The sequence below is a fragment of the Paenibacillus sp. FSL K6-1217 genome, from assembly GCF_045040735.1.
Lineage (GTDB): Bacteria > Bacillota > Bacilli > Paenibacillales > Paenibacillaceae > Paenibacillus_AQ.
Genome location: NZ_CP150271.1, coordinates 761078 through 783753 on the forward strand (window position 1 = coordinate 761078; position 22676 = coordinate 783753).

At 53.3% G+C, this 22676-nt stretch carries 20 protein-coding genes; 14 read left to right on the forward strand and 6 right to left on the reverse strand.

Translation table 11 applies throughout. The annotated features are described in order from the left end of the window. Positions 1-53: 53 nt before the first annotated feature. The 4 genes from MHH28_RS03085 to MHH28_RS03100 all read left to right on the forward strand — a co-directional run bounded on the left by MHH28_RS03085 (position 54) and on the right by MHH28_RS03100 (position 6424). On the forward strand, positions 54-3431 hold the full coding sequence (locus tag MHH28_RS03085; protein WP_405111642.1) for a X2-like carbohydrate binding domain-containing protein: 3378 nt from the start codon (positions 54-56) through the stop codon (positions 3429-3431). A 179-nt stretch (positions 3432-3610) separates the two neighbouring features. Next, positions 3611-4204 carry a sigma-70 family RNA polymerase sigma factor gene (locus MHH28_RS03090; RefSeq protein WP_405111645.1) on the forward strand — a complete coding sequence of 198 codons (594 nt, stop codon included), beginning with the start codon at positions 3611-3613 and terminating at the stop codon, positions 4202-4204. Next, the gene (locus tag MHH28_RS03095; protein WP_405111648.1) at positions 4183-5175 is read left to right on the forward strand and encodes a hypothetical protein; all 993 of its coding nucleotides are present in this window, start codon (positions 4183-4185) and stop codon (positions 5173-5175) included. The genes MHH28_RS03090 and MHH28_RS03095 overlap by 22 nt, the downstream gene beginning before the upstream one ends. 640 nt (positions 5176-5815) lie before the next feature. Beyond that, complete coding sequence (locus MHH28_RS03100) at positions 5816-6424, forward strand: hypothetical protein (protein ID WP_405111651.1); 609 nt, start codon at positions 5816-5818, stop codon at positions 6422-6424. A 76-nt stretch (positions 6425-6500) separates the two neighbouring features. Here the strand turns inward: MHH28_RS03100 and MHH28_RS03105 are convergent, their stop codons facing one another. Then, entirely contained in the window at positions 6501-7118 is a 618-nt protein-coding gene (locus MHH28_RS03105; RefSeq protein WP_405111653.1) for a nitroreductase family protein, read from the reverse strand. Positions 7119-7442: 324 nt separating this feature from the next. On the opposite strand from MHH28_RS03105, the gene MHH28_RS03110 reads away from it, so the two are divergent. The 10 genes from MHH28_RS03110 (at position 7443) to MHH28_RS03155 (ending at position 16595) form a co-directional block, all read left to right on the forward strand. After that, entirely contained in the window at positions 7443-7880 is a 438-nt protein-coding gene (locus MHH28_RS03110; protein ID WP_405111656.1) for a DUF1641 domain-containing protein, read from the forward strand. A gap of 31 nt (positions 7881-7911) precedes the next feature. Next, positions 7912-9090 carry an NAD(P)/FAD-dependent oxidoreductase gene (locus MHH28_RS03115; RefSeq protein WP_405111659.1) on the forward strand — a complete coding sequence of 393 codons (1179 nt, stop codon included), beginning with the start codon at positions 7912-7914 and terminating at the stop codon, positions 9088-9090. Positions 9091-9256: 166 nt separating this feature from the next. Continuing rightward, positions 9257-9886, forward strand: a complete 630-nt coding sequence (locus MHH28_RS03120; protein ID WP_405111662.1) for an SGNH/GDSL hydrolase family protein — start codon at positions 9257-9259, stop codon at positions 9884-9886. Between the two features lie 218 nt (positions 9887-10104). Then, complete coding sequence (gene map, locus MHH28_RS03125; RefSeq protein WP_405111665.1) at positions 10105-10851, forward strand: type I methionyl aminopeptidase; 747 nt, start codon at positions 10105-10107, stop codon at positions 10849-10851. Between the two features lie 153 nt (positions 10852-11004). Next, a complete protein-coding gene (locus tag MHH28_RS03130) occupies positions 11005-11292 on the forward strand; it encodes a carboxymuconolactone decarboxylase family protein (RefSeq protein WP_405111668.1) in 288 nt (95 codons plus the stop codon). A gap of 107 nt (positions 11293-11399) precedes the next feature. Next, positions 11400-11822 carry an Rrf2 family transcriptional regulator gene (locus MHH28_RS03135; RefSeq protein WP_405111671.1) on the forward strand — a complete coding sequence of 141 codons (423 nt, stop codon included), beginning with the start codon at positions 11400-11402 and terminating at the stop codon, positions 11820-11822. A gap of 382 nt (positions 11823-12204) precedes the next feature. Next, positions 12205-12597, forward strand: a complete 393-nt coding sequence (locus tag MHH28_RS03140; RefSeq protein ID WP_405111674.1) for a hypothetical protein — start codon at positions 12205-12207, stop codon at positions 12595-12597. A gap of 38 nt (positions 12598-12635) precedes the next feature. Beyond that, complete coding sequence (locus tag MHH28_RS03145; RefSeq protein ID WP_405111677.1) at positions 12636-13310, forward strand: DUF4085 family protein; 675 nt, start codon at positions 12636-12638, stop codon at positions 13308-13310. 208 nt (positions 13311-13518) lie between these two features. Then, positions 13519-14385 (forward strand): VOC family protein, encoded by an 867-nt coding sequence (locus MHH28_RS03150; RefSeq protein WP_405111680.1) that lies wholly within the window; start codon positions 13519-13521, stop codon positions 14383-14385. A gap of 179 nt (positions 14386-14564) precedes the next feature. Further along, a complete protein-coding gene (locus MHH28_RS03155) occupies positions 14565-16595 on the forward strand; it encodes a Na+/H+ antiporter (RefSeq protein ID WP_405111683.1) in 2031 nt (676 codons plus the stop codon). A gap of 205 nt (positions 16596-16800) precedes the next feature. Here MHH28_RS03155 and MHH28_RS03160 read toward each other — a convergent pair whose 3' ends face one another. The 5 genes from MHH28_RS03160 to MHH28_RS03180 form a co-directional block, all read right to left on the reverse strand. Continuing rightward, the gene (locus MHH28_RS03160; RefSeq protein ID WP_405111685.1) at positions 16801-17232 is read right to left on the reverse strand and encodes a threonine/serine exporter family protein; all 432 of its coding nucleotides are present in this window, start codon (positions 17230-17232) and stop codon (positions 16801-16803) included. Positions 17233-17259: 27 nt separating this feature from the next. Then, a complete protein-coding gene (locus MHH28_RS03165) occupies positions 17260-18027 on the reverse strand; it encodes a threonine/serine exporter family protein (protein WP_405111688.1) in 768 nt (255 codons plus the stop codon). 151 nt (positions 18028-18178) lie between these two features. Continuing rightward, the gene (locus MHH28_RS03170; protein ID WP_405111691.1) at positions 18179-18760 is read right to left on the reverse strand and encodes a YitT family protein; all 582 of its coding nucleotides are present in this window, start codon (positions 18758-18760) and stop codon (positions 18179-18181) included. A 197-nt stretch (positions 18761-18957) separates the two neighbouring features. Further along, positions 18958-21393 (reverse strand): GH36-type glycosyl hydrolase domain-containing protein, encoded by a 2436-nt coding sequence (locus MHH28_RS03175; RefSeq protein ID WP_405111693.1) that lies wholly within the window; start codon positions 21391-21393, stop codon positions 18958-18960. A 113-nt stretch (positions 21394-21506) separates the two neighbouring features. After that, positions 21507-22565 carry a LacI family DNA-binding transcriptional regulator gene (locus MHH28_RS03180; protein WP_405111696.1) on the reverse strand — a complete coding sequence of 353 codons (1059 nt, stop codon included), beginning with the start codon at positions 22563-22565 and terminating at the stop codon, positions 21507-21509. Positions 22566-22676: the final 111 nt, after the last annotated feature.

Below are 22676 nucleotides of genomic sequence, written 5' to 3' on the forward strand. Positions count from 1 at the left end.
AATCCGCTCTATAATGGAAGCGTTACCAAAGTATGCTTGGGGAGGTAAGGATCATGAGTCGAAAACGTACCCGAAGACTAGGAATACTCGTCCTGCTGGCAGCGATGTCAGGCTCTTTGTTGACCGTTTCTCCCGCAGTAACCCAGGCCGCAGCCAGTGAAGATTATAACTGGAACAGTGTGGTTACCGGTGCGGGCGGCGGTTTTGTGCCGGGGATTATTTTCAACCAGACGGAGCCGGATCTGATCTATGCACGGACGGATATCGGCGGGGCATACCGCTGGAATGAGGCGGACGGGAGCTGGATTCCGCTGACGGATACCGTCGGCTGGGCGGACTGGAACAAGAACGGTGTAGATGCGCTGGCGACCGATCCGGTTGACCCGGACAAGGTGTATATGGCAACCGGAACCTACACGAACTCCTGGGATGGCAATGGTCAGATTATGCGTTCCAGCGACCGGGGAGATACCTGGCAGTCCACGCCGCTTCCGTTCAAGGTTGGAGGCAATATGCCGGGACGTTCCGCCGGGGAACGGCTGGTGATTGACCCGAATAAGAACAGCATCCTGTTCTTCGGGGCGCGGAGCGGCAACGGTCTGTGGAAGAGTGTGGACTCCGGCGTGACCTGGTCCAAGGTTACCTCCTTCACTAATGTAGGGACGTATGTCCAGAATCCGGCGAATGAGTATCAGAGTGATATCGTGGGCTTGTCCTGGATTACTTTTGATAAAAGCACAGGTTCAGCGGGACAAGCCACCCAGAGTATCTATGTCGGCGTAGCGGATACCGCGAAAAGTGTGTTCCACAGCACGGACGGAGGAGCCACCTGGTCTGCACTGCCCGGCCAGCCCGTAGGCCTGCTTCCGCATCATGGGGAACTGTCCGCTACCGGCGATCTGTACCTTACCTACAGTGACGGGGTCGGGCCGTATGACGGACGCAAGGGCGAGGTGTGGAAATATAACACAACCAGCGGGATCTGGAAAAATATCAGCCCGTCCACAGGCGCCGACAACTTCTACGGCTTCGGGGGACTTGCGCTGGATGCCCAGCATCCGAATACACTTATGGTCGCCAGTCTCAATGCCTGGTGGCCGGATGAGGTGATCTTCCGCAGTAAGGACGGCGGGGAGACCTGGAGCCGGATCTGGGATTGGGGCTTCTACCCGGAACGCAATTATAAGTTCGAGATGGACATCACGGCGGCTCCGTGGCTTGATCATGGACTCTCATCGACATCACTTGATCCTGCGCCGAAGCTGGGCTGGATGATGGGGGACCTTGAGATTGACCCGTTCAACTCGGACCGGATGATGTACGGCACGGGTGCTACGATCTACGGTACGAATAACCTCGGAGACTGGGACACCGGCGGCAAAGTCAAGATATCCGTGATGGCAAAAGGAGTAGAAGAGACCGCAGTGCTCGGGCTGATCAGCCCGCCAGCGGGTGCCCACCTGATTACCGCGCTTGGCGATGTGTCCGGCTTCCGGTATGAAGATCTAACAGCGGCACCGGTCAAGTTCCAGACCAGTCCTTCCTGGGCTTCTACCACCGGCATTGATTATGCGGAGCTGGACCCGGCCTATGTCGTCCGTGTCGGCGGTGCGGACAAAGAGAAGTATCCGAACAGCAAGTCGATTGGGATTTCGAATGACAACGGCAAGAACTGGTATATGCCCAATGCGGAACCCTCCAGAAACGGCAGCACCACGGTAGGCCAGGGCCAGATTGCTGTATCGGCGAGCGGCAATGCGCTGCTGTGGAGCACCTCAGATATCGGGGTCTTTTATTCCAAGACCGGGGGCAATGCTTGGACCGCAAGCAGCGGCGTACCTGCCGGAGCGAAGATTGCCTCGGACCGGGTGAATCCGAATAAATTCTATGGCTTCTATGAGGGCAAGCTCTATGTCAGTACGGATAGCGGAGCTACCTTCACTGCTACGGCGGCCACCGGATTGCCTGCCAATAACGTGAACGGCCTGCAGCCCAGCCAGGCACAGGTCAGTCTTAAGGCGATGCCAGGCGTTGAAGGAGATATCTGGTTCGCCGGCGGACATGAGCAGGATAAGTATGGCATATGGCATTCTACCAATTCAGGTGCCAGCTTCACGAAGTTGAGCAACGTCGAAGAAGCGGACCTGATCGGATTCGGCAAGGCCGCACCGGGAGAGAATTATATGGCACTCTATACCGTTGCCCAGATTGACGGGGTAAGAGGAGTCTTCCGTTCGGATGACGCCGGAGCCAGCTGGGTGCGGATTAATGATGATAATCATCAGTATGCCAGAATTAATATGGCGATTACAGGTGATCCGCGGATCTATGGACGGGTGTATCTGGGGACCAACGGACGCGGAACTTTATATGCTGATCCCGTAAATCCTCCGGCGGCAGGCTCTGTAATTACACCGGTCACAGCCAGCTTCGATAAGAAGACAGGGAATCAGAGCGACATTGAAGTGACGATGACCTTGAACGGAAATACCCTGTCTTCCATCACCAATGGCTTAACTGCATTAACCGCCGGAACAGATTATACGGTGAGTGGTTCCACAGTGACGATTCACAAGTCTTATCTGGCAGCCCGGGCTGTGGGAACAACCACGCTGAGCTTCCATTTCAGTGCCGGAGCTGCGAAGACTTTAACGGTTACGGTGGCAGATACGACATCAACGGCCAATGATTCTGCGATAACACCGATCACAGCCAGCTTCGATAAGAAGACAGGGAATCAGAGCGATATCGAAGTGACGATGACCTTGAACGGAAATACTTTAGCTTCTATTAAAAATGGCCCGGCGGCGTTAACCGCCGGAACGGATTACACGGTCGCTGGTTCGGCAGTGACGATCCACAAGGCCTATCTGGTAGCACAGCCTGTGGGAACAACCACGCTGAGCTTCCAGTTCAGCGCTGGAGCTGCGAAGACCCTGGCGGTTACAATAGCCGATACGACTGCACCCGTGGATGGCGGTCTGAAGGTCCAGATGTTCAATAGCAGCACGGCTGCTGCTGTCAATGCCCTCAGCCCGCGGATTAAGCTGGTGAATACCGGCACGGCGGCGGTCTCGCTCGCTGATGTGAAGCTCAGATATTATTACACCAGTGACGGCGAGCAGGCTCAGAATTTCTTCTGTGACTGGTCGCAGGCGGGAAGCGCCAATGTGACCGGAACGTTCGTGAAGCTTCCGTCAGCCTTAGGTGGAGCGGATCATTATCTGGAGCTGGGCTTCACAGCAGCAGCAGGCTCGCTTGCTCCGGGAGCCAGCATCGATATCCAGATGCGGGCCTCCAAGGTGGACTGGACCAATTATAACCAGTCCGATGATTATTCCTTCAATGCAGCGGGCACAGCTCCTGCGGATTGGGCCAAGCTTCCGGCTTACCTCTCCGGCAATCTGATATGGGGGAATGAGCCCTTATAATCTGTTTAACGCATAGCCGGGCAGGTTCCGGCGGCAGCAGAATCACCGGTTGCACATGACGAAACTCATGGGCAGCCGGTTTTTGATATGTCAGGATGTAATAAATTGCCTAGCAAGGGAACCTTCCGCCTGTAGCGGACCAATATAGAGTGTAAGCAAGATAGAGAGGGGAGAGGAAGATGACAGAAGAAGAGCTTCGGGATTGTCTGCAAAGGCTGGGCAATGGAGATAAAGAAGCATTCACCTTACTACATAACAATATTAGGCAGCAGGTATACGGGACGGTCTGTCTGCTGGTGAACCGGCAGGCGGATGTGGCCGATGTAGTCAATGAAATCTACATCGAGCTGTTCCGCAGTCTGTCGAAGTATGATGGCAAGCGGCCATTCGGGGCATGGTTGAACGGAATGATTGTGAGACAATGCAGCAATTGGAAGCGGAGGAGCTGGCGCAGGCTGCGGCTCATGAACCGCAGCCGGGAGCATGCAGCTGAGAATCTATATCCGGGGGCGGACGCGCAGCTTCTGGTCCAGGAACAGCAGGGAGAGCTGATGCAGCTGGTCAGCGGACTGCCGCCTAAGCTCCGTAGCGTAATTGTCCTGCGTTACTATGGGGAATGCAGCTATGACGAGATTGCCTCGGCCCTGGACATACCGCTGGGCACTGCGAAGTCGAGGCATCACAAGGCGCTGCGTAAGCTGCGGCAGCAAGCGGCTTTTACGGAGGAAGAGGAGATGAAGGGGGAATGGACATGTCTGCCGAAAGTCAACTGAAACAGAAGTTCAACAGGTATAAACAACATACAACGATACCGGAGCCGCTAGAGCAGCGGTTAGCAGCGAGCTTTGAGCAATTCCATCAGCCGCAGCAGAGAGGAAATACTGTTACCGGGAGGCCCGTGCGCGTGCGCGGGACAGCGAGGATCGCCCTGGTACTCTGCGGACTGATGCTATTCGGCGGCGTGGTCTATGGTGCGGAGCGGCTATGGCAGGTTACCTATGGAGCCACCAGGCTGGAAGTGAACATTCAGCAGGAAGGGAATGAATCGGCAGCCTTTGCCAACAATACCCGGCGGATGATTGCGGATATTCAGTCTCAGCTTGGAGTGAATGAATCGGCTATGCTGTTAATTGCCAGGCCAAACGGAATGAAAGAGCTCCGTATGATTAACCGTCCGCAGATATTCAAGGATATCGAGAGCTGGAGGAAGGCTATAGAGCCTGTCGCTGGTGAGCTGAGCGTGCCGGGCAGATTGCCGGAAGGATATCATTTTGCCGAAGGAAGATCAGACAGTACGGTGGGCATTACCGATGATTCCTGGATTAAAAAATACACCAATGTTCTAACCAAACGGCTGAAGCCCGGTGCGCATTATGCCTGGATCAAGAGCTTCAACGTACCCAACCAGTTGGCCGGGACGGTAAGTCCTCAGCTGGTATATCAAGGTCCTAAGGGAGAGAATGATTTCATCTCCGTTACCTATTCCCCGCTCACTCCTTGGGCACAGCTTATGTCTGATGTTTGGGCGGATACAAAGGTTGAGCATCTGAAGGTAGGTTCTGAGGAGGCCTTGTATGTGGAGATTCACCAAGCATATGAGAATAACAGCAATGGCTATTATGCTTACATCCGCTGGATTGAGCTGCGGGAGAACGAGGAGAGAAATATAATGCATGAGGTAGGAACCGGATCGGCTGAAGTCACCAGAGAGATGCTGCTAAAAGTGGCTGAAGGCCTGCGTTAACCTAGAGCGGCGGTAAGACTGTGCAAACACATATAAACCTCTATTGTTGATCAGTACATCAACAATAGAGGTTTATATTGTTACCACTATACCCATGTTAGTCTCAGACTCCTTATCCTATCCTTTGTACTCAGCCGGGTAGAAATCGTCCGAGGCGGCAGTGAATTTTGCCTATCCTGCACATTCATACTGCTCTAACTGATCCTCTTGCCACGATAGGATTGGATGGTGTAGCCTGTGAGCTTTAAGAAGCTCATACCGTTTCGCGCAGGGATCGAGATTTAAAAGGCAGGAATGCCAGGATCAAAGATATAGTCTCAGTCACAAGGAGTAGCGCTGCTTAAGATTAGCTGCCGGAGATGCTGCCCTGGCCTATGCTCTTATTGCAGTGTGTATTTCCTTGAGCTGATACCTGAATTATATCGTCAGTGCCTGAAATAGTAAAAAGCCGAAATTTTTAAATTTGCACTTCCTGTTATGGGAATGGTCTTGTAAGCGCTCTTATTCTGCGGTTTGCTTAGAATCTGCTGCATTCAAATCCCTTAGCCTTTGCTGTATAATGGAAAGGATGGTTTCAATGCTTCGTACACTCCGGCAGTCTTGCCAGGAGGGAAAGGACACGGAAATGAGCTTGTATGGAATGAAGCTTGACGAAATCGGCAGCGGGCTGCTGAAGTCCTTTTTGGAGAATAATTATATATGTGCAGGCTATCCCGGCGTGGGTGATCTGGAGCATAACAGCAGAGAAGAGATTATTCGTAAGCTGGCTGCTGCCAGCTATCACGGGCAGGAGCTGGAAAGTGCAGCGAATACCCTGGATATCTTCGTCAATGCGATGCAGGATGGAGATTATGTGCTGATTGCCGATGAAGAGTGGGTATATCTCGGGGATCTTGGCGATTATTTCTATGATACCCGGCACAGCGGCACAGAGGATAGTACGGCCCACCGGCGCGGCGTCACCTGGCTGAAGAGTCTGCCCCGCACTGGGGTTCATCCGGCTGTAACAGAGCTGCTTGCATCTGACAGCAGAATAACTGCCTATTCAGGAGTGCTGCCCACAGCCCGAATCGATCTGTGGCTCGGGAATCAGGCTGGTGAAGGCGGGAGTACCGCCGGTTCCCCTTCGGTTCAAGTGGATGAAGCTACGGTAGCGCATGCACTGGCTATCCTTAAAGCGGCCTTGCACAGTACGGATGTGGAGCGGCAGGAGCGTGCGGCTGTGGCGATTTTGCAGTATGCCCGGTGAGTATGGGATTAAGAATACGGCATGATGGTATAGCTAAGGGTCTTCCGGTTTATTAGCCGGAGGACCCTTTTTGCGATCAGATAAATTCAACAAACTCATTCACCGGCTTGCGGTAGCCGCGCGGTCTGATCTTGTGCTGGTTATCCTTGCCGATGGTAATCAGCATCACCGGAACCAAATGGTCAGCGAGACCGAGGGTAGCCTTCACAGCCTCCGGATCGAAGCCGATCATCGGGCAGGTATCCCAGCCCTTATCCTTGGCAATCAGCATGAACTGCATCGCCGACAGCGAAGCATTGCGGATCGCTTCATCCCGCTGGAACGCATCGTTACCGGTATAAGCAGCATTAATGGATTGAATGGTTTGCTCATAAGCATCCTCGCTCATCGCTCCCAGCAGCTTAAGCCCGCTATAGATTTCAGGAGCCTGCAGGTAGGCATTCTTGTCCCCCAGCACCACAATAACAGCAGACGCGGTGTGAATCTTGTATTGACCGTACGCGTTACTGCGGATCGCTTCCTTCACCGTGTTATCACTGATTACCTTGTAATGTGCGTGCTGAAGATTATAAGCCGAGGGAGCCAGGCGGGCCAGGGAGAACATCTCTTCAAGTTCGCTCTGCGGGATGGTCACACCTTCCACGAAATTATTAGCGGATCTGCGGGACTGCACCAATTCGGAAAAAGTACTCATAAATAATTACCTCCATCTACATATGTATGCTGCTTAGTTAAAATCAATTGCTAATATTAATTAATAAACTTACATTTAGTTACTTGCTTAAGATATCACGACTCTCAGTATACGTCAATGAATAAATACATAATAAATTGAAAATTTATCCTGAACAAACGGCTGGATTCGATGAGTTTCCTTTGATAGTGATTAAAATCACAAAAAAATACTGAAAAACCAAAAAGATTGTGACAATAATAACAAATAGAGTGTTATAATAGTCACATAGTTTCACTTGGATATCATTGTGCAAAAATATCATTTGTAAAAGGAGACTTCGATATGTCAGAAACGGTTACCCAAACTATGCCTGAACAAGAAATACCAGAAGCAGCCCTTCCCAGAGAGGATGTGCTGAAAGAGCTTATGAAGCCGGAGGTTCAGCAATCTCTGATGGTTCTGGTAGAGCAGCTGCCGCAGATCACACAAATGGTCAGTGTATTATCCAAATCACTAGAGTTTGTGCAGTCCGTAGCCACGGATGAAGTACTGAAGAATGATACAGTTGGTGCGATCAAGGAAATAGCAGGACCTGTGGTGGACTCTGCCAAGAATCTGGCGGCCACTGCCATTGAAGCGAAAGACCGCGCGGATGCAAGCAGCGAGACGATCAGCGTATTCGGCATGATGAAGATGATCAAGGACCCGCAGGTACAGAAGGCGCTCCGGTTCATGAATGCCTATCTGCAGGTCAGCGGTGAACGTCAATCGGGCAAATAAGCCCGTACTACTTAATGATGGAGGAATAATCATGTCAAAACATATCGTGATTCTGGGCGCAGGCTACGGCGGTCTGCTGAGTGCCTTAACCGTACGCCAATATATGAGCAAAGCAGAAGCCAAAATTACAGTAGTCAATCAATATCCGACACATCAGATTATTACGGAATTGCACCGGCTTGCAGCGGGCAGTGCGTCTGAACAGGCCGTGGCCATGCCGCTGGCGAAGCTGTTCGCCGGTAAAGATATTGATTTGAGAATTGCCAAGGTCAATTCGTTCTCCGCAGAGAACAAGCAGGTTATTCTCTCGGACGGCGTCATGCTGACCTATGATGCTCTCGTGGTCGGTCTGGGCAGCACAACAGCGTATTTTGGGATTCCGGGACTTGAAGAGTACAGCATGGTGCTGAAATCAGCAGCGGATGCGCTCCGGATTCGCCGGCATATTGAAGACCGGATTCGTGACTACTCCAAAACACGCAACGCGGCGGATGCCACGATTCTGATCGGCGGCGGCGGACTGACCGGCGTGGAGCTGGTGGGCGAAATTGCTGACATCCTGCCTAAGCTGACTAAGCAGTACGGAGTGAATCCTGCGGAGATCAAGCTGCTGCTCGTTGAAGCGGGTCCAAAGATTCTCCCTGTCCTGCCGGATCATCTGATTGAACGTGCTACGGCCAGCCTCGAGAAGCGCGGGGTTCAGTTCCTGACCGGCCTTCCGGTTACAAAGGTGACTGACAACATTATTGATCTGAAGGACGGGCAGCAGATTGTGGCGAACACCTTCGTCTGGACAGGCGGCGTGCAGGGTAATCCGCTGGTTGGTGAATCCGGTCTTGAGGTCAACCGCGGCCGGGCCACGGTGAATGAGTTCCTGCAGTCCACTTCACATCCGAATGTATTTGTAGCCGGCGACAGCGCCGTTGTCTTCGCGCCGGATGGACGTCCTTATCCGCCAACGGCACAGATCGCCTGGCAGATGGGTGAACTGATTGGTTACAATCTGTTCGCTTATCTTCATGATCAACCGCAGGAAGCCTTCAGCCCGGTCAATTCCGGCACACTCGCCAGCCTGGGACGCAAAGACGGGGTAGCCATTGTCGGCGGCAACTCCACTCCGCTGAAGGGCCTGCCGGCTACGCTGATGAAGGAAGCGAGCAATATCCGTTACTTGACTCATATCCATGGCTTGTTCAGCCTGGCGTATTAATCGTCTATCCTAAGATCCCCCCGGGGCTGTCCTACGGCAGCCTAAGGGGGATTTCTAATTTAAATAGAAGGAATAATTTTCAATGAAAACGTGTCCGCAGGAAAGTCAATTTGCTATAATGATCATGTTTATATAATACAGATGTTTTCATAGGAGGATTTCAGGCATGCCATTTCAAAAGAACGATATCATCCTGTTCCAGGGGGATAGTATCACGGATTGCGGACGCAATTACGCCGATGCTTCATCGCTGGGTGTAGGTTACGCGCTGATGGCGGGCGCCCGGCTTGGACTGCAGTATGCAGAGCAGAACCTTACATTCCTGAACCGCGGGATCAGCGGCAACCGCGCGGTCGATCTGCAGGAGCGCTGGGAGCGGGATTGTCTTGCGCTGAAGCCAACCTGGGTGTCTATTTATATTGGAGTGAATGATACCTGGCGGCGGTATGATTCCGGTCAGGAGACTACAGCGGCTGAATTCGAGTCTTCGTATCGCGATCTGATTGAACGGACCAAGCAGCATCTGGATGCCAAGCTGGTGCTGGTGGAGCCGTTCGTATTGCCGGTGCCGGAAGACCGCAAGGGCTGGCGTCAGGATCTGGACCCCAAAATCCATGTGGTCCGTGAACTGGCCCGTGAATACGGCGCGGTGCTGGTGCCGCTGGACGGCCTGTTCGCAGCGGCATCCGTCAAGGCCGAGCCGGCCTTCTGGGCCGGGGATGGCGTGCATCCTTCCCCGGCGGGACATGCGTTAATCGCCGAAGCCTGGATGAAGGCCGTAGGTGCCATCCGCTAAAATGTAAAGCAGCGGGAGCATTGCTTAATATTGAAATCGCCGCGCTAACCGGTCCTTGCAAACGCAGGGGCCGGTTTTTTGACATTTATCTTGGCAGGCCCTTAGCCGCTGAACGGCAGGCGGCGTACCGTAGATTTCACTCTGCGTAACAAGGCTGTTATACTTGTAGGATACATACTCAAGGTGAAGCTTGGATAACGAGAGGAATGTGAGCCGGAATGACGAGCGAGACGCTCCAGGATATGCAGGGACTGAAAGCAGCGGGTGCAGTGGTAGGCCATACCATTGCGGAGATGAAGAAAAGTGTAGTTCCCGGAATGACGACAGCGGAGCTGGATGAAGTGGGGGCGAAGATTCTGAACCATTTTGGCGCAAAATCTGCTCCAAAGGTAACCTATAACTTCCCTGGCACCACCTGTATCAGTGTCAATGAAGAGGTGGCACATGGAATTCCGGGACAACGTGTGATTCAGGCCGGGGACCTGATCAATATTGATGTATCCGCCGAGCTGAACGGTTATTATGGCGATGCCGGGGTATCGTTTCAACTGCCTCCGTACAATGAGAAGCTGGTCCACCTCTGCCGGAGCACGGAAGAGACCATGATGAGCGTGATTAATCACCTCCGGGCGGGAATGAAGGTGAACGAGATCGGCCGGGTTATGGAGTCGGAAGCACGGAAGCGCGGCTATAAAGTAGTGCGTAACCTGTGCAGCCACGGCATCGGCAAGTCTTTGCATGAGAAGCCGTTTGAGATTCTGCCCTTTTATAATCCGCGTGTGACGACAGTGCTGAAAGAAGGCCAGGTTATTACCATCGAGCCGTTTCTGTCCACAGGCGCTGATTTTGTAGAGCAGCAGGCGGATGGCTGGACACTCAGCGTTGCTGACAACAGCCGCGTGGCCCAGTATGAACATACGATTGTGGTCACCAAGGGCAAGCCGATTATTCTGACCAGTGCGTGAAGATATATAGGAATATTTTACAGTTGTAATGTATGCATTACGCAGGAAACCCTCATACTAAAGATGATGTTATGATATGGAATGCAAGGATTTTTTTCCAGAATCGGAGGGTTAATTAAAGTGGACAATGTACCTCAAGTCAGTCAAGCCTTCATGACGTTTATGAAGGAAGCGCCGGAGCAGCAAAAGGCCCTGGGAGAAATTGTAAAGAAGCTGGATGCCGCAAGCAGCCTGGATGCCAAAACCGAAGAGATTGCCTATATTTCCGTACTTGCGGCGGTTAGGCTGGAGAGCGGACTGCCCTTCCATGTCAAGCATGCCAAAGCGCTCGGCGCGACCCGTGAGGAGATCATCAGCGCAGTGCTGCTGCCCCTTCCGGCGGTAGGCAATGTGGTGATTCAGGCTCTGCCGGTGGCTTTGCAGGCGTATGACAGTGAGTAGTGTTCTGTTGACTGCAAACTCCGTACAGGATTGACAATTGCTCTAAATGTAACTATTATAGTTGCATCTGGCGGAAGCATTCCGGCCAGTGTGAAGGAGTGATTGTCATGAACATCAGCACGCGGTTTGCGGTAGCTATTCATATTCTAACCTTAATCGACAGCAACAAAGACGGCAAAAGCACCTCCGAATGGATCGCCGGGAGCGTGAATACGAACCCGGTGGTGATCCGCCGCCTTACGGGTATGCTGAATAAGGCGGGACTGGTAGAGGTCCGGCCCGGTGTGGCCGGAGCGAAGCTGGCCCGCAGTGCAGCTGAGATTACGCTGCTGGAGATCTATAAGGCGGTGAATGCCGTGGAGGAGGATTCCCTCTTCTCTGTCCATGAGCATCCGAACCCGGAGTGTCCGGTAGGCAAGAACATTGCAGGAGCGATTGTTCCAGTGTTCTCCCTGGCGCAGAAGGCGATGGAGAATGTGCTGCAGGAGGTCACCCTGGATCAGATCGTACATCAGATTCCGGTCGCTTGAGACAGCAATCTGATGTCAGTAAATTTAAGGAAAATTTCAGCCCTGCTTTATGTCTTTTTAAGGTTCAGGGAGTATAGTGAAGTTCTCCACCCCCCAGTGGAACCATTTGTGGAAGACCCCGCCGTGATTCGGCAGGGTTTTTCTTTTTCCAGCGTGTATTCTATTCATTTTCATTAAACCTTTATGTACTTTTCATCTGGCTTTAAGCTTCACTCCTTATAGTAGACACATGACCCCCTTACAATAGACTTTGGCCCTGCCGGTTCCCGGCGGGGCCGCTTTTTTGACGGGGGAGCTGCTTAGCGTTAACTTTACACTTCAAATACTATGGTTTAGACTGACACATAGGTGACAGGGGAGTAATAGTAAGGAGATGCTGTACATGAAGAATCAATATACCATCCTGGGAGCTGCCCTGATTCTGGGCCTGTGTGTGGTGGCGGGCAGCTTTGTGATCGGCGATCGGCTTACAGCGAGGGATGAGATGCAGACACCTGCCGGAGTGCAGAGTGGAACGCAAGATACGGACCACCCTTTGATGACACTTGCAGAGACTGCACAGTTCCTGCGTCTGAGCGAAGATCAGGTCAAGAATATTATGAAGGCAGAAAATGCAGTGTTGCGCAATGACGGACCTTTTAAGGGGATGAAGCTCCCTTATCTCAGAATAGATAACGAATTCCTGTTCAACAAGCAGCAAGTGTCGGTCTGGATTCAGACGGCTTCGCAGGAGCACAGGGTATACCTGGGAGAGAAGCTGACCGGTAACCGGTAAATAAGGGTTGCTACAGGCAGAGTGGAGGAAGCGCCGGAATGAAATTTTTCACTGTACCCTGGTATGAAGAAATGCAGGTGCGCGGGTTCATGGTATTCCCGGAGTCAGAGCAGGACTGGGTGGAGGATGTGGCCTGGCATGCGGCGGAGGGGATCAGCTATGAGGAGCGGGCCGGGGATTTCCTGGACTATATGAAAGTAGACCTGCTGAAATACCTTCCCGCTTACTTCCATGCTTCAATACATGACGGAACGATAAATTCCACCTATCCGGCTCCTGAGTTCAAGGCAAAGGCGTTGCAGTGGGGCAAGGAATATGATGAACGGATGCAGGCGATCTTCAGGGAATACCGCAATGGCTATGAAGCTATTAAGCATGAACTCCCGGTCAATGCTGTAGAGTTAGTCGAGAAGAGTCTGCATGATGCGAGCGTAATCTCCTATGCGATGCCTGCAGAAGATGTGCTTGAGATGATGCTGGACTGCAGCGGGGCGATGCATTACCAGTGTGAGATTAGGCTGACGTTCAGCGGTGTGACGGGACTACGCTTGCCGGAGCCGCTTGAGCAGAAATATTGGCTGTATGATGAGATCTATGCTGTAGAGCAGGGATTCGAGCTTCGTGTGCTGATGGCTTCCCCGCCGGGTGAACTAAGAATTACTGCACAGGATGTATCGATAGAGCTGCTGGGTGAACCTGAATATCTGGAATGACTGCTCCGGAAGTCTGGCCTGTTGGCTGGGCTTTTTTTGTAGGGCATGAAACGTGTTGTAAAAGTAATTGACAAACATATAGATCGCAACTATACTTAAGTAAGTTAATGTGCAACGGAAATTGAAGTTACCTTTGCATGGACAGGGTAGGAATAGTAAAAACTAACCGTTATTATGTGTGATATGATTCATTTCAGGAGGGATTCCTATGACAGCAACAGCTATATTACCGCAAGCACTGGAAATCGGACTTGTACAGATCCGGGTAAGTAATTTGGAGCGCTCGCTCAGCTTTTATCAGAATGTGATCGGACTGAAGATCCTGCGGCAACAAGGGCGCGTGGCAGAGCTGACGGCGGACGGCCAGCAGGTGCTGCTTGTTCTGCGGGAGATTGAGCAGGCTCAGGTGCTGCGCCGGAACTCGGCAGCCGGACTGTATCATTTTGCAATTCTGCTGCCGGACCGTCCTGCTCTTGGACTGGTGCTGCGCAATCTGATCGACTCCGGGATATCCGTAGGCCAGGGTGATCATCTGGTCAGTGAAGCCCTGTACATTGAGGACCCTGATCATAACGGAATCGAGCTGTACCGCGACCGGCCCCGTGATACCTGGAAGTATGAAGCAACAGGCAATGTGGTCATGACCACAGATCCGGTGGATGTGGACGGCCTGCTGGCTGCCTCCGAAGGCATGAGCTGGACCGGGCTGCCTGCGGGCACTGTAATCGGTCATGTTCACTTCCATGTTGGCGATCTGGCGGAGGCCAAGAAATTCTACGTGGATGCCCTTGGATTCGCGGTGACTGCCCATTACGGCGATGCGGCCCTGTTCATCTCGGCAGGAGGGTATCATCATCATATGGGGTTGAATACCTGGGCTGGACAGGGGGCTCCGGCGGCTCCCGCCAATGCGGCAGGCATCGATTATTTCACCTTGCTGCTGCCGGATACCCGTGATGTGCAAGAAGTGGCCGAACGTGTGAAGCGTGCCGGATACCTTGTGGAAGAAGAAGGCGGGATTACGACGCTAAGGGACCCGTGGAATATAGGCATACAGTTGCTGGTGAAACGATAACATAACAAGGCAGGCGGCTTAGCGTTGCTGTTTACTGCGAACCGGCGGCGGAAGCTGTAACTTATAGGATAACGGAAGGTACGGGCGGAGGGTTGTCATTCCGCTGTGCCTTCCGTTTATTGACGTTCGCCGGGGCATCGCGATACTATACTTTAGAATCAGACGGGGAGATGATGGGCTTGGAGACTTTTCTGGCTGTGCTGTTAATGCTTGGACTAATCGCCGTATCGAATATCTTGAACCGCTTCATTCCGTTCGTCCCGGTTCCCCTGATTCAGATCGGACTTGGAATCATTGCCGCACTCATTCCGACAGGCATACATATGCACTTCGAGCCTGAGCTGTTTTTTGTATTATTCATCGCTCCGCTGCTGTTCAATGACGGGCGGCGGACGCCGCGTGGGGAGCTGTGGAACCTTAGGGCGCCTATTCTGCTGCTGGCGCTGGGACTGGTGTTTGTCACGGTATTTGTAGCAGGCTATGCGATTAACTGGATGATCCCTTCAATTCCGCTGGCCGCATCCTTCGCACTGGCCGCCATTCTGTCTCCTACCGATGCTGTTGCGGTAAGCGCGCTGGCTGGAAGGGTTCATCTGCCCAAAAGTATTCACCGGATTCTCGAAGGAGAATCGCTGATGAACGATGCCTCCGGCCTGGTCGCGTTCAAATTTGCGATTGCGGCCATGGTTACCGGAGTGTTCTCTCTGCCCAAGGCCTCGCTCAGCTTTGTGATGATTGCCGCAGGCGGACTGCTGCTCGGTGCGGTGCTGTCATTCCTGCTGATCCGGCTGAGCGTATTCATCCGCAGGTTCGGCATGGAGGATGTGACGATCCATGTGCTGCTGCAGATCCTTACACCGTTCATTATCTATCTGATTAGCGAAGAGATCGGGGTCTCGGGCATCCTGGCCGTTGTGGCGGGCGGTGTCATGTACGCCATTGAGAAGGACCGGGCGGTCTCCCCGCAATATAAGCTTCAGCTTGTATCCGCCAGCACCTGGTCTGTGCTGCTGCTGGTGCTGAACGGGCTGGTGTTCCTCATTCTAGGCGTATCCGTTCCGGATGTAGTTGAGGTCATTTACCGGGATCAGACGCTGAATAACTTCAAGGTTGCCGGTTATGTCCTGGCGATTACAGCGCTGCTGATTGTGCTGCGCTTTCTGTGGGTCTATGCGTATTCCTTATGGGAGAGCAAGCGCCTTAAGGCAGACAAGGCTCCGCTGAAGTCACAGATTATTACTTCGATCTCGGGAGTGCGGGGGGCTGTAACCCTTGCAGGTGCCTTCTCGATTCCCTTGGTGCTGGGTGACGGGGTGACGCCTTTTCCGGAGCGGGATCTCATTATTGCGCTGGCGGCAGGTGTAATTCTGATGTCGCTGGTTATCGCCAGCATCTTCCTTCCGCTGCTTGCGGACAGTGAAGAGACTGTGGTCCAGACCGCCGGGGGCGGCCACGGGAATAGGGAGCTGGTGGCCAGAAATGTGGTCATTGATGCCGGGATGTCGATGCTGCGAAGCCTGGTCGCAGAGAGCCCGGAGCGCTCAACGCAGCCCGTGCTGCTGGAATTCACAGACAAGGTTGACAGACTGTGTGCGGCGAGAACGGATTATGATCCGGCCCATGAGCAGTTCCTCCGGCTGGGAGTGGAGGCGCGCAAGAGCGCGCTTGAAGCCGAACGCACAGAGCTGCGGCGGATCATGGAGAACGGGGCGATACCAGAGCCGGTTGCCGTGAAAATGGAGGAGCTGCTGGATCATACGGAATCTCTGCTGTGCAAACGGCTGGATACGCAGATCAAATTCTCTTTTACAGAAATTCAGCGCCTGTTCTCCGGACTGTTCTCAGGTAAGCTCAGCGGGGCAGAAGGACGGCTCGCCTTGCAGAATGCCGAAAGCGCGCGGACGGCGAAGATCGCCATGTGCCAGGCGGCGGTATCCGCCGTTAGTGCGGGAATGAGTGATGAGAACCGGCTCGCGTCACAGAAGGTCATCGACAAGTACGAACGGCTGGAATCCCGGCTGGAGCAGAGAGACGGCTGGACCGAGGACGGTGTGCTGGACGATGAGAAGCTGGAGCTGAAGCTGCAGGCGATTCAGGAGCAGCGGAACACCGTACAGGAGATGTACCAGAACGGGGCGATTAATCTGAAGGTGGCGGGCAGGCTGCGGCGGTTCGTCGATCAGCTCGAAACCTCAATCTGGGAGGATTAAGTTCAGATATGAAAAGCCCGCTTGCCGCAGGGATCATCCCTTCCGGCAAGCGGGCTTTCTCTAGTTGCTGAAGCTTCCGGCTCATCTGCGGAGGCAGCCGCTGCTATCGCTAGGCGCTTTTTTTGAAATATAAGAAATTATAGGTTTCACACGATAATTTATCCTTCTATGTCTCGCTGAAACGGGTGCCGTCCCTGAAAGGACGTCAAGGCCGTTTCCACTTGATGCGCATGAACATCTGTCCGAGCACCTCGCTCAAGACCAGACCGGCCGCAATCGCTCCGGACAACAGAAGCGCCTGCACCCCATACTGGATGCCGTGGTTATTGTCGTTCTCCACGAACCTCCGCATGGCATCATAAGCAAGGCCGCCCGGCACGAGCGGAATAATGCCGCCGACACTGAAGATGATAACCGGCATCTTGAAGGAACGCGCAAAAAACTGGCTGATCAGCCCGACCACAACGGTAGCTCCGAAGGTAGCGACTACGGTATCGGAACTGTAATCCAGCAACAGGTACAGCATCCAGCCGATCATTCCGGCGAAGCCGCATTGCAGCAGCGCCCGCACCGGTGCATTGAATAGAATGCAGAAGGTGGAGGCAGCAATGAAACTGGTTATTAGTTGCAAAATCATGGAAGGACGACCTCTTTCACATAGGTGTTAAAAAATCGACAGGACCAGCCCGATCCCGGTCCCGATGGCAAATGCGGTCAGAAAGGCGTCGGCCCCCTTGGAGATGCCGGATACCAGATGGCCTGCCATCAGGTCACGCACCGCATTGGTGATGAGCAGCCCCGGTACAAGCGGCATGACGCAGCCGATGATAATCTTGTCCATCTCCAGTCCAACGCCAAGCCTGACGGAGTAGAAGGCCAGCAGGCCGATAATAAAGGAGGCAAGGAATTCTGCGAAAAAACGGATCTGCACCAGACGGTGAAGATAAGTTGCCGCAGCGAAGCCTGTCCCGGAGATCAGCAGGGACGGCAGCGCATCCCATAGGCTCCCCTTGAACATTACAGTGAAGCAGGCTCCGGTGAGCGCAGCGGCAACAATCTGCAGCCATACCGGGTAAGCGTGTGCCGCATCATCGACGACGTGAAGACGCTCAAGCGCCTCGGCCGCTGTCAGCTGGCGTTCGCTCAGCCGCCGGGAGATGTCATTGACCTCGGATACCTTTTGCAGGTCTGTCGTCCGTTCGGCAATCCGGAACAGCTTGACCGGCTCGGTCCGGCTGGTGGTGAACATAATGACCGTCGGCGTGACGTAGCTATGCGCACCGGGGAAGCCGAGTACCGCCGCCATCCGGCCCATCGTATCCTCCACACGGTAGGTCTCTGCACCGCTCTGCAGCATGATCTTGCCCGCCAGCAGGCACAGGTCGACAATGTCATGCGTGGAAGTATTGTTAGTAATGCTTGTGCTATCCAACTTCGTTGATCCTCCCCGGGAATGTTATCTATTCGATTGTCGCCTGAAAGTGTGAAAATTACAACCTTTATTCCCTAGCATCCGGCAAATCCCGGGTTTTTATCAGCAACAGCGCAGAAATCAGGCTCACGGGATGGTTATGGCTTAGCAGCTACTCTTCCAGCGTGCATAAGCCCGTAGCCACCCCTCCTGAAACAATCGTCAGAATCGAATGGAAAAAAGTCTCCTTGGAGATGAGCAAACCGCCTGCACCGATGATCAGGAAGTCCGTCAGGAAGATAATCAGTCCGACATTCAGCGGAAGGTAATGCTGGATGTATCTGGCCAGCAGATCTGTTCCGCCTGTACTGGCTTTGAACCGCAGCATCAGCCCGAGCCCGGTGCCCATCAGGAAGCCGCCGATAATGGCGCTTGAGATGGAGCCCAGCTCAATATAGTAGAGGAAGTAGTACTGAAGCGGGAAGAGCAGCTCGATCAGCAAGGAGGAGGCCAGCAGACCCAGGATGCTTTTGTAGAAAATCTCCCGCTCACGGAACCAGGCCAGCAGGAAGATAGGCAGACTGCACAGCATAATGCACAGTCCGATCTTGGCGCCGGAAATATAATTGATAATGAGGGCGATGCCGATAATTCCTCCATCGAGGATTTTGTAGGGGACCAGGAAGAAGTTGGTTCCAGTTGCAATCAGCAGGCTGGCCAGCAGAATAATAACATAGCTTGGATAAGATCGCATAGTCAACATCTCCGGAATTAAGGCATGTCTTAATCATTATGCGCCTATCTGGAAAAAAATAGCTAAAAATTCTGCCCTGTCCGAATTCGTTGACCATAAACCTTGCCCCGGCAGCCGTCTGTCCATAAACAAACAACCCGGCTGCACCGCTTAAGCGGGCAACCGGGTTGTTATGCTTTTATAGGAGTGACAGATAATTAGCCGAGAGTGACTACTACCTGATGAACCGCTCCGTCGCCCACAGGAGCGATGATGTTGCCTTCCACGGCAGCGCCGTCGAGGGTCAGGCTGGCTACACCTTTGGACACATGATTCGGATTCTGAATCGAGATCACATAAGTGTCGCCGCGGAAGACGCGGGTAATCTCGAAGCCATCCCACTCCGCAGGGATACAAGGGTCAACCTTGAGTCCGGCGAAGTCCGCCTGAATCCCGAGGATAGACTGTGTGATCGCTACATAGTTCCATGCAGCCGTACCTGTCAGCCAGGAGTTCTTGGCTTCGCCGTGACGGACGGCATCTTTACCGGCGATCATCTGCGAGTATACGTAAGGCTCCATGCGATGCACTTCGCTGATGTCCTCCAGGTAGGCCGGAGCGATTTTACGGTAGATGTCAAAAGCTCTGTCGCCATGTCCAAGCACCGTCTCGGCAATCATGATCCACGGGTTGTTATGGCAGAAGATCCCGGCGTTCTCTTTGTAGCCCGGAGGGTACGTGGAGATTTCACCCAGGTTCAGATAATACTTGGAGTATGGCGGCTGTTGCAGCACGATACCATAGTCCGTATCCAGACGTTCCTGCACGGAAGTCAGGGCGCGGGCCGCTTCACCGTTCTCCACACCGATACCGGCCATGACGCACATGCCCTGCGGCTCGATGAAGATCTGGCCTTCCTCGTTCTCCTTGCTGCCGATCTTGTCGCCATAGTGGTCATAAGCACGCAGGAACCAGTCGCCGTCGAAGCCGTGGGACAGGGTGATGGCACTCATGTTCTCGATCTTCGCAACTGCGTCAGCGGCTACATCATCCAGCCCGCGCATGCGGCAGATCTCGGCATAGTCCGGTCCGACGAAGACGAACAGGCCGGCGATGAACACCGATTCCGCCACGCCGCCAGCGATATTCTCAGTCGTCTGGAACGATTCGCCCGGCTCGGTGGAGAAGCAGTTCAGGTTCAGACAGTCATTCCAGTCCGCGCGTCCGATCAGCGGCAGGCCGTGAGGCCCGAGGTTGTTCGTGACATGCTCGAAGCTCAGCTTCAGGTGCTCGAACAGGGTAGCGGTGTGATTCGGGTTGCTGTCAAAAGGAACCTGCTCATCAAGAATCGAATAGTCACCGGTCTCCTTAATATACGCTGCTGTACCCGAGATCAGCCAGAGCGGATCATCATTGAAGCCGGAGCCGACTTCATTGTTGCCCTTCTTGGTAAGCGGCTGGTACTGGTGATACGCGCTGCCGTCAGGGAACTGGGTAGCGGCGATATCAAGAATACGTTCTCTGGCCCGCTCAGGAATCTGGTGGACGAAGCCGAGCAGATCCTGATTGGAGTCGCGGAAGCCCATGCCGCGGCCAATCCCGGATTCGAAGTACGAAGCGGAACGGGACATGTTGAACGTCACCATACACTGGTACGGATTCCAGATGTTCACCATCCGGTTCAGCTTGTCGTCCCCGCTCTGAATCTGGTATTTGGACAGCAGGTTATCCCAGTGCGCAGCCAGAACCTCAAGGGCGGCATCTACTTGGGCGTCGGTAGCGAACTGGTCGATTACAGCCTGGGCAGGCTTCTTGTTAATAACGTTCAGGGATTCCCATTTCTCATCTTCAGGATTCTCGATATAGCCAAGGACGAAGATGAAGCTTTGTTCTTCACCCGGCTCCAGCGTGATGTCCAGAGCGTGGGAGCCGATCGGCGACCAGCCGCTGGCCATAGAGTTCGAAGCTTCACCGGCAGCGACGGCCTGCGGAGCATCCAGACCATTGTACATGCCCACGAAGGATTCGCGGTCCGTATCGAAGCCGGCAATTTGCTTATTCACAGAATAGAAGGCGTAGTGGTTTCTGCGCTCGCGGTATTCAGTTTTGTGATAGATGACGGAATCCTTCACTTCCACTTCGCCGGTGCTGAGGTTACGCTGGAAGTTGGTCATATCATCGTTCGCATTCCACAGACAGAACTCGGCAAAAGAGAACAGCTTCACGCTCTTCTTCACATTGCCTGTGTTCTTAACGACCAAACGGTGGACTTCCGCATTGTGGCCCATCGGTACAAAAGCAAGCTGATTCACAGAAATACCGTTGCGCTCGCCTGTAATGGAAGTGTAGCCAAGGCCATGGCGGCATTCGTAGAAGTCGAGATCACGCTTCACCGGCATCCAGCCCGGGGTCCAGAAGTCCCCGCCATCGTACAGGTAGTAATAGCGGCCGCCGGTATCCAGCGGAATATTGTTATACCGGTAACGGGTAAGTCTTCTCATCCGCGCATCGCGGTAGAAGGTATAACCCCCGGCAGTATTAGAGATCAGGCCGAAAAACTGCTCGTTGCCGAGGTAGTTAATCCAAGGGTAAGGGGTTTTGGGGGTGTTGATTACATACTCCTTGCGGGTGTCGTCAAAATTTCCGAATTTCATGAGAGACAAGTCTCCTTTCGATTGTGAACGCGCGTTTACAAAACGGAGAAAAAATTCCCTCGGGGCAAGGGATTTTTCTGTAACCGGATATAAGTGCAATATGCTGTAGAACTTTAAGGCTTCTTCGGCGGCTGACAGGAATCTCTGGTGATCAGACGCGCCGGGAAACTGATGGTGCTGAAGGTCGGCGTTTGTGAATCACATAGCTCAATGACCTTCTCGACAGCGGCTTTGGACATTTCGTAAATCGGCAGACGGACAGAGGTCAGCTTGGGATGAATCCGCGCAGCAAGCTGCACATCGTCGAAGCCCGCAATGGAGATATCCTCCGGCACGGAAATGCCGTGCTCCGAGAATGCTTCCATGGCCGAAATAGCCATATCATCGTTGGAGGAGAAGAAAGCTGTGGGCAGCGGTCCGCCGGACTCCAGCAGCTTCTTCACTTCCTGATAGGCAGTCTCCTTGAGAAAATCGCCCTGAAGGACGAAGTCCTGCTGCAGGGCAAGTCCATGGCGCTTCAGCGTATCCTCGTAAGCCATGTAGCGCTCCCGCCCGGAATAAGTATTCATCCGCCCGCAGATCATGCCGATCTCCTGATGGCCGAGGCCGATTAAGTACTCAATGGCTTCTACCGTACCTTCATAATCCTTGGAATTCACAATAGCGAGATGATTGCGGTCCAGATGCTCGGACATAATCTCCGAAATGTCATAATCGATCAGCACAAGCGGAGCGCTGAGACCGACCATTTCCCGGACAATTTCGATATCCTTCTGGGTGCCGACAATGATGCCCCCGTCAATCCGCTTCTGCAGGAAGGCCTGCTTGACCTTCAGGAAGTCGTCGGGGGAATAGACGGTGTGAATCAGAACATAACAGCCGCGGGCATTCGACGTATCTACCACAGCATCGACGAACGGGGCAAAATAATTATTCTGATAGATTCGTGTCGCGTTCTCCTTCTCGTTCATACTGATGGCAAACAGCCCGATCGTGTCGGTCTTCTTGCCGGCCAGAGCCCGGGCGAAGCTGTTCGGCTCGTACTGATGCTGTTCAATCACCTTCAGCACCTTGGCCCGGGTCTCTTCAGGGACATTGGAATAGTTGTTGATCACACGGGATACGGTGCTTCGCGAAACCCCGGCCAGCTTGGCAATATCCTCGCTTCGCATAATGTACCCCCTTTAATGTAAACGCGCGTTTATGAACTCATTGTAGAATAAATCTGCCCAGCGGTCAATCGTCCGCCGCAACATTTTTGCCATGCGATAAGAGCGTTTCCA

Coding starts and splice junctions, on each gene's coding strand:
- MHH28_RS03145 (WP_405111677.1), top strand. CDS start 12,636: ATGAAATTTTTCACTGTACCCTGGTATGAAGAAATGCAGGTGCGCGGG.
- MHH28_RS03160 (WP_405111685.1), bottom strand. CDS start 17,232: ATGATTTTGCAACTAATAACCAGTTTCATTGCTGCCTCCACCTTCTGC.
- MHH28_RS03115 (WP_405111659.1), top strand. CDS start 7,912: ATGTCAAAACATATCGTGATTCTGGGCGCAGGCTACGGCGGTCTGCTG.
- MHH28_RS03150 (WP_405111680.1), top strand. CDS start 13,519: ATGACAGCAACAGCTATATTACCGCAAGCACTGGAAATCGGACTTGTA.
- map (WP_405111665.1), top strand. CDS start 10,105: ATGACGAGCGAGACGCTCCAGGATATGCAGGGACTGAAAGCAGCGGGT.
- MHH28_RS03130 (WP_405111668.1), top strand. CDS start 11,005: ATGACGTTTATGAAGGAAGCGCCGGAGCAGCAAAAGGCCCTGGGAGAA.
- MHH28_RS03140 (WP_405111674.1), top strand. CDS start 12,205: ATGAAGAATCAATATACCATCCTGGGAGCTGCCCTGATTCTGGGCCTG.
- MHH28_RS03085 (WP_405111642.1), top strand. CDS start 54: ATGAGTCGAAAACGTACCCGAAGACTAGGAATACTCGTCCTGCTGGCA.
- MHH28_RS03100 (WP_405111651.1), top strand. CDS start 5,816: ATGAAGCTTGACGAAATCGGCAGCGGGCTGCTGAAGTCCTTTTTGGAG.
- MHH28_RS03090 (WP_405111645.1), top strand. CDS start 3,611: ATGACAGAAGAAGAGCTTCGGGATTGTCTGCAAAGGCTGGGCAATGGA.
- MHH28_RS03120 (WP_405111662.1), top strand. CDS start 9,257: ATGCCATTTCAAAAGAACGATATCATCCTGTTCCAGGGGGATAGTATC.
- MHH28_RS03095 (WP_405111648.1), top strand. CDS start 4,183: ATGTCTGCCGAAAGTCAACTGAAACAGAAGTTCAACAGGTATAAACAA.
- MHH28_RS03180 (WP_405111696.1), bottom strand. CDS start 22,565: ATGCGAAGCGAGGATATTGCCAAGCTGGCCGGGGTTTCGCGAAGCACC.
- MHH28_RS03110 (WP_405111656.1), top strand. CDS start 7,443: ATGTCAGAAACGGTTACCCAAACTATGCCTGAACAAGAAATACCAGAA.
- MHH28_RS03105 (WP_405111653.1), bottom strand. CDS start 7,118: ATGAGTACTTTTTCCGAATTGGTGCAGTCCCGCAGATCCGCTAATAAT.
- MHH28_RS03175 (WP_405111693.1), bottom strand. CDS start 21,393: ATGAAATTCGGAAATTTTGACGACACCCGCAAGGAGTATGTAATCAAC.
- MHH28_RS03170 (WP_405111691.1), bottom strand. CDS start 18,760: ATGCGATCTTATCCAAGCTATGTTATTATTCTGCTGGCCAGCCTGCTG.
- MHH28_RS03135 (WP_405111671.1), top strand. CDS start 11,400: ATGAACATCAGCACGCGGTTTGCGGTAGCTATTCATATTCTAACCTTA.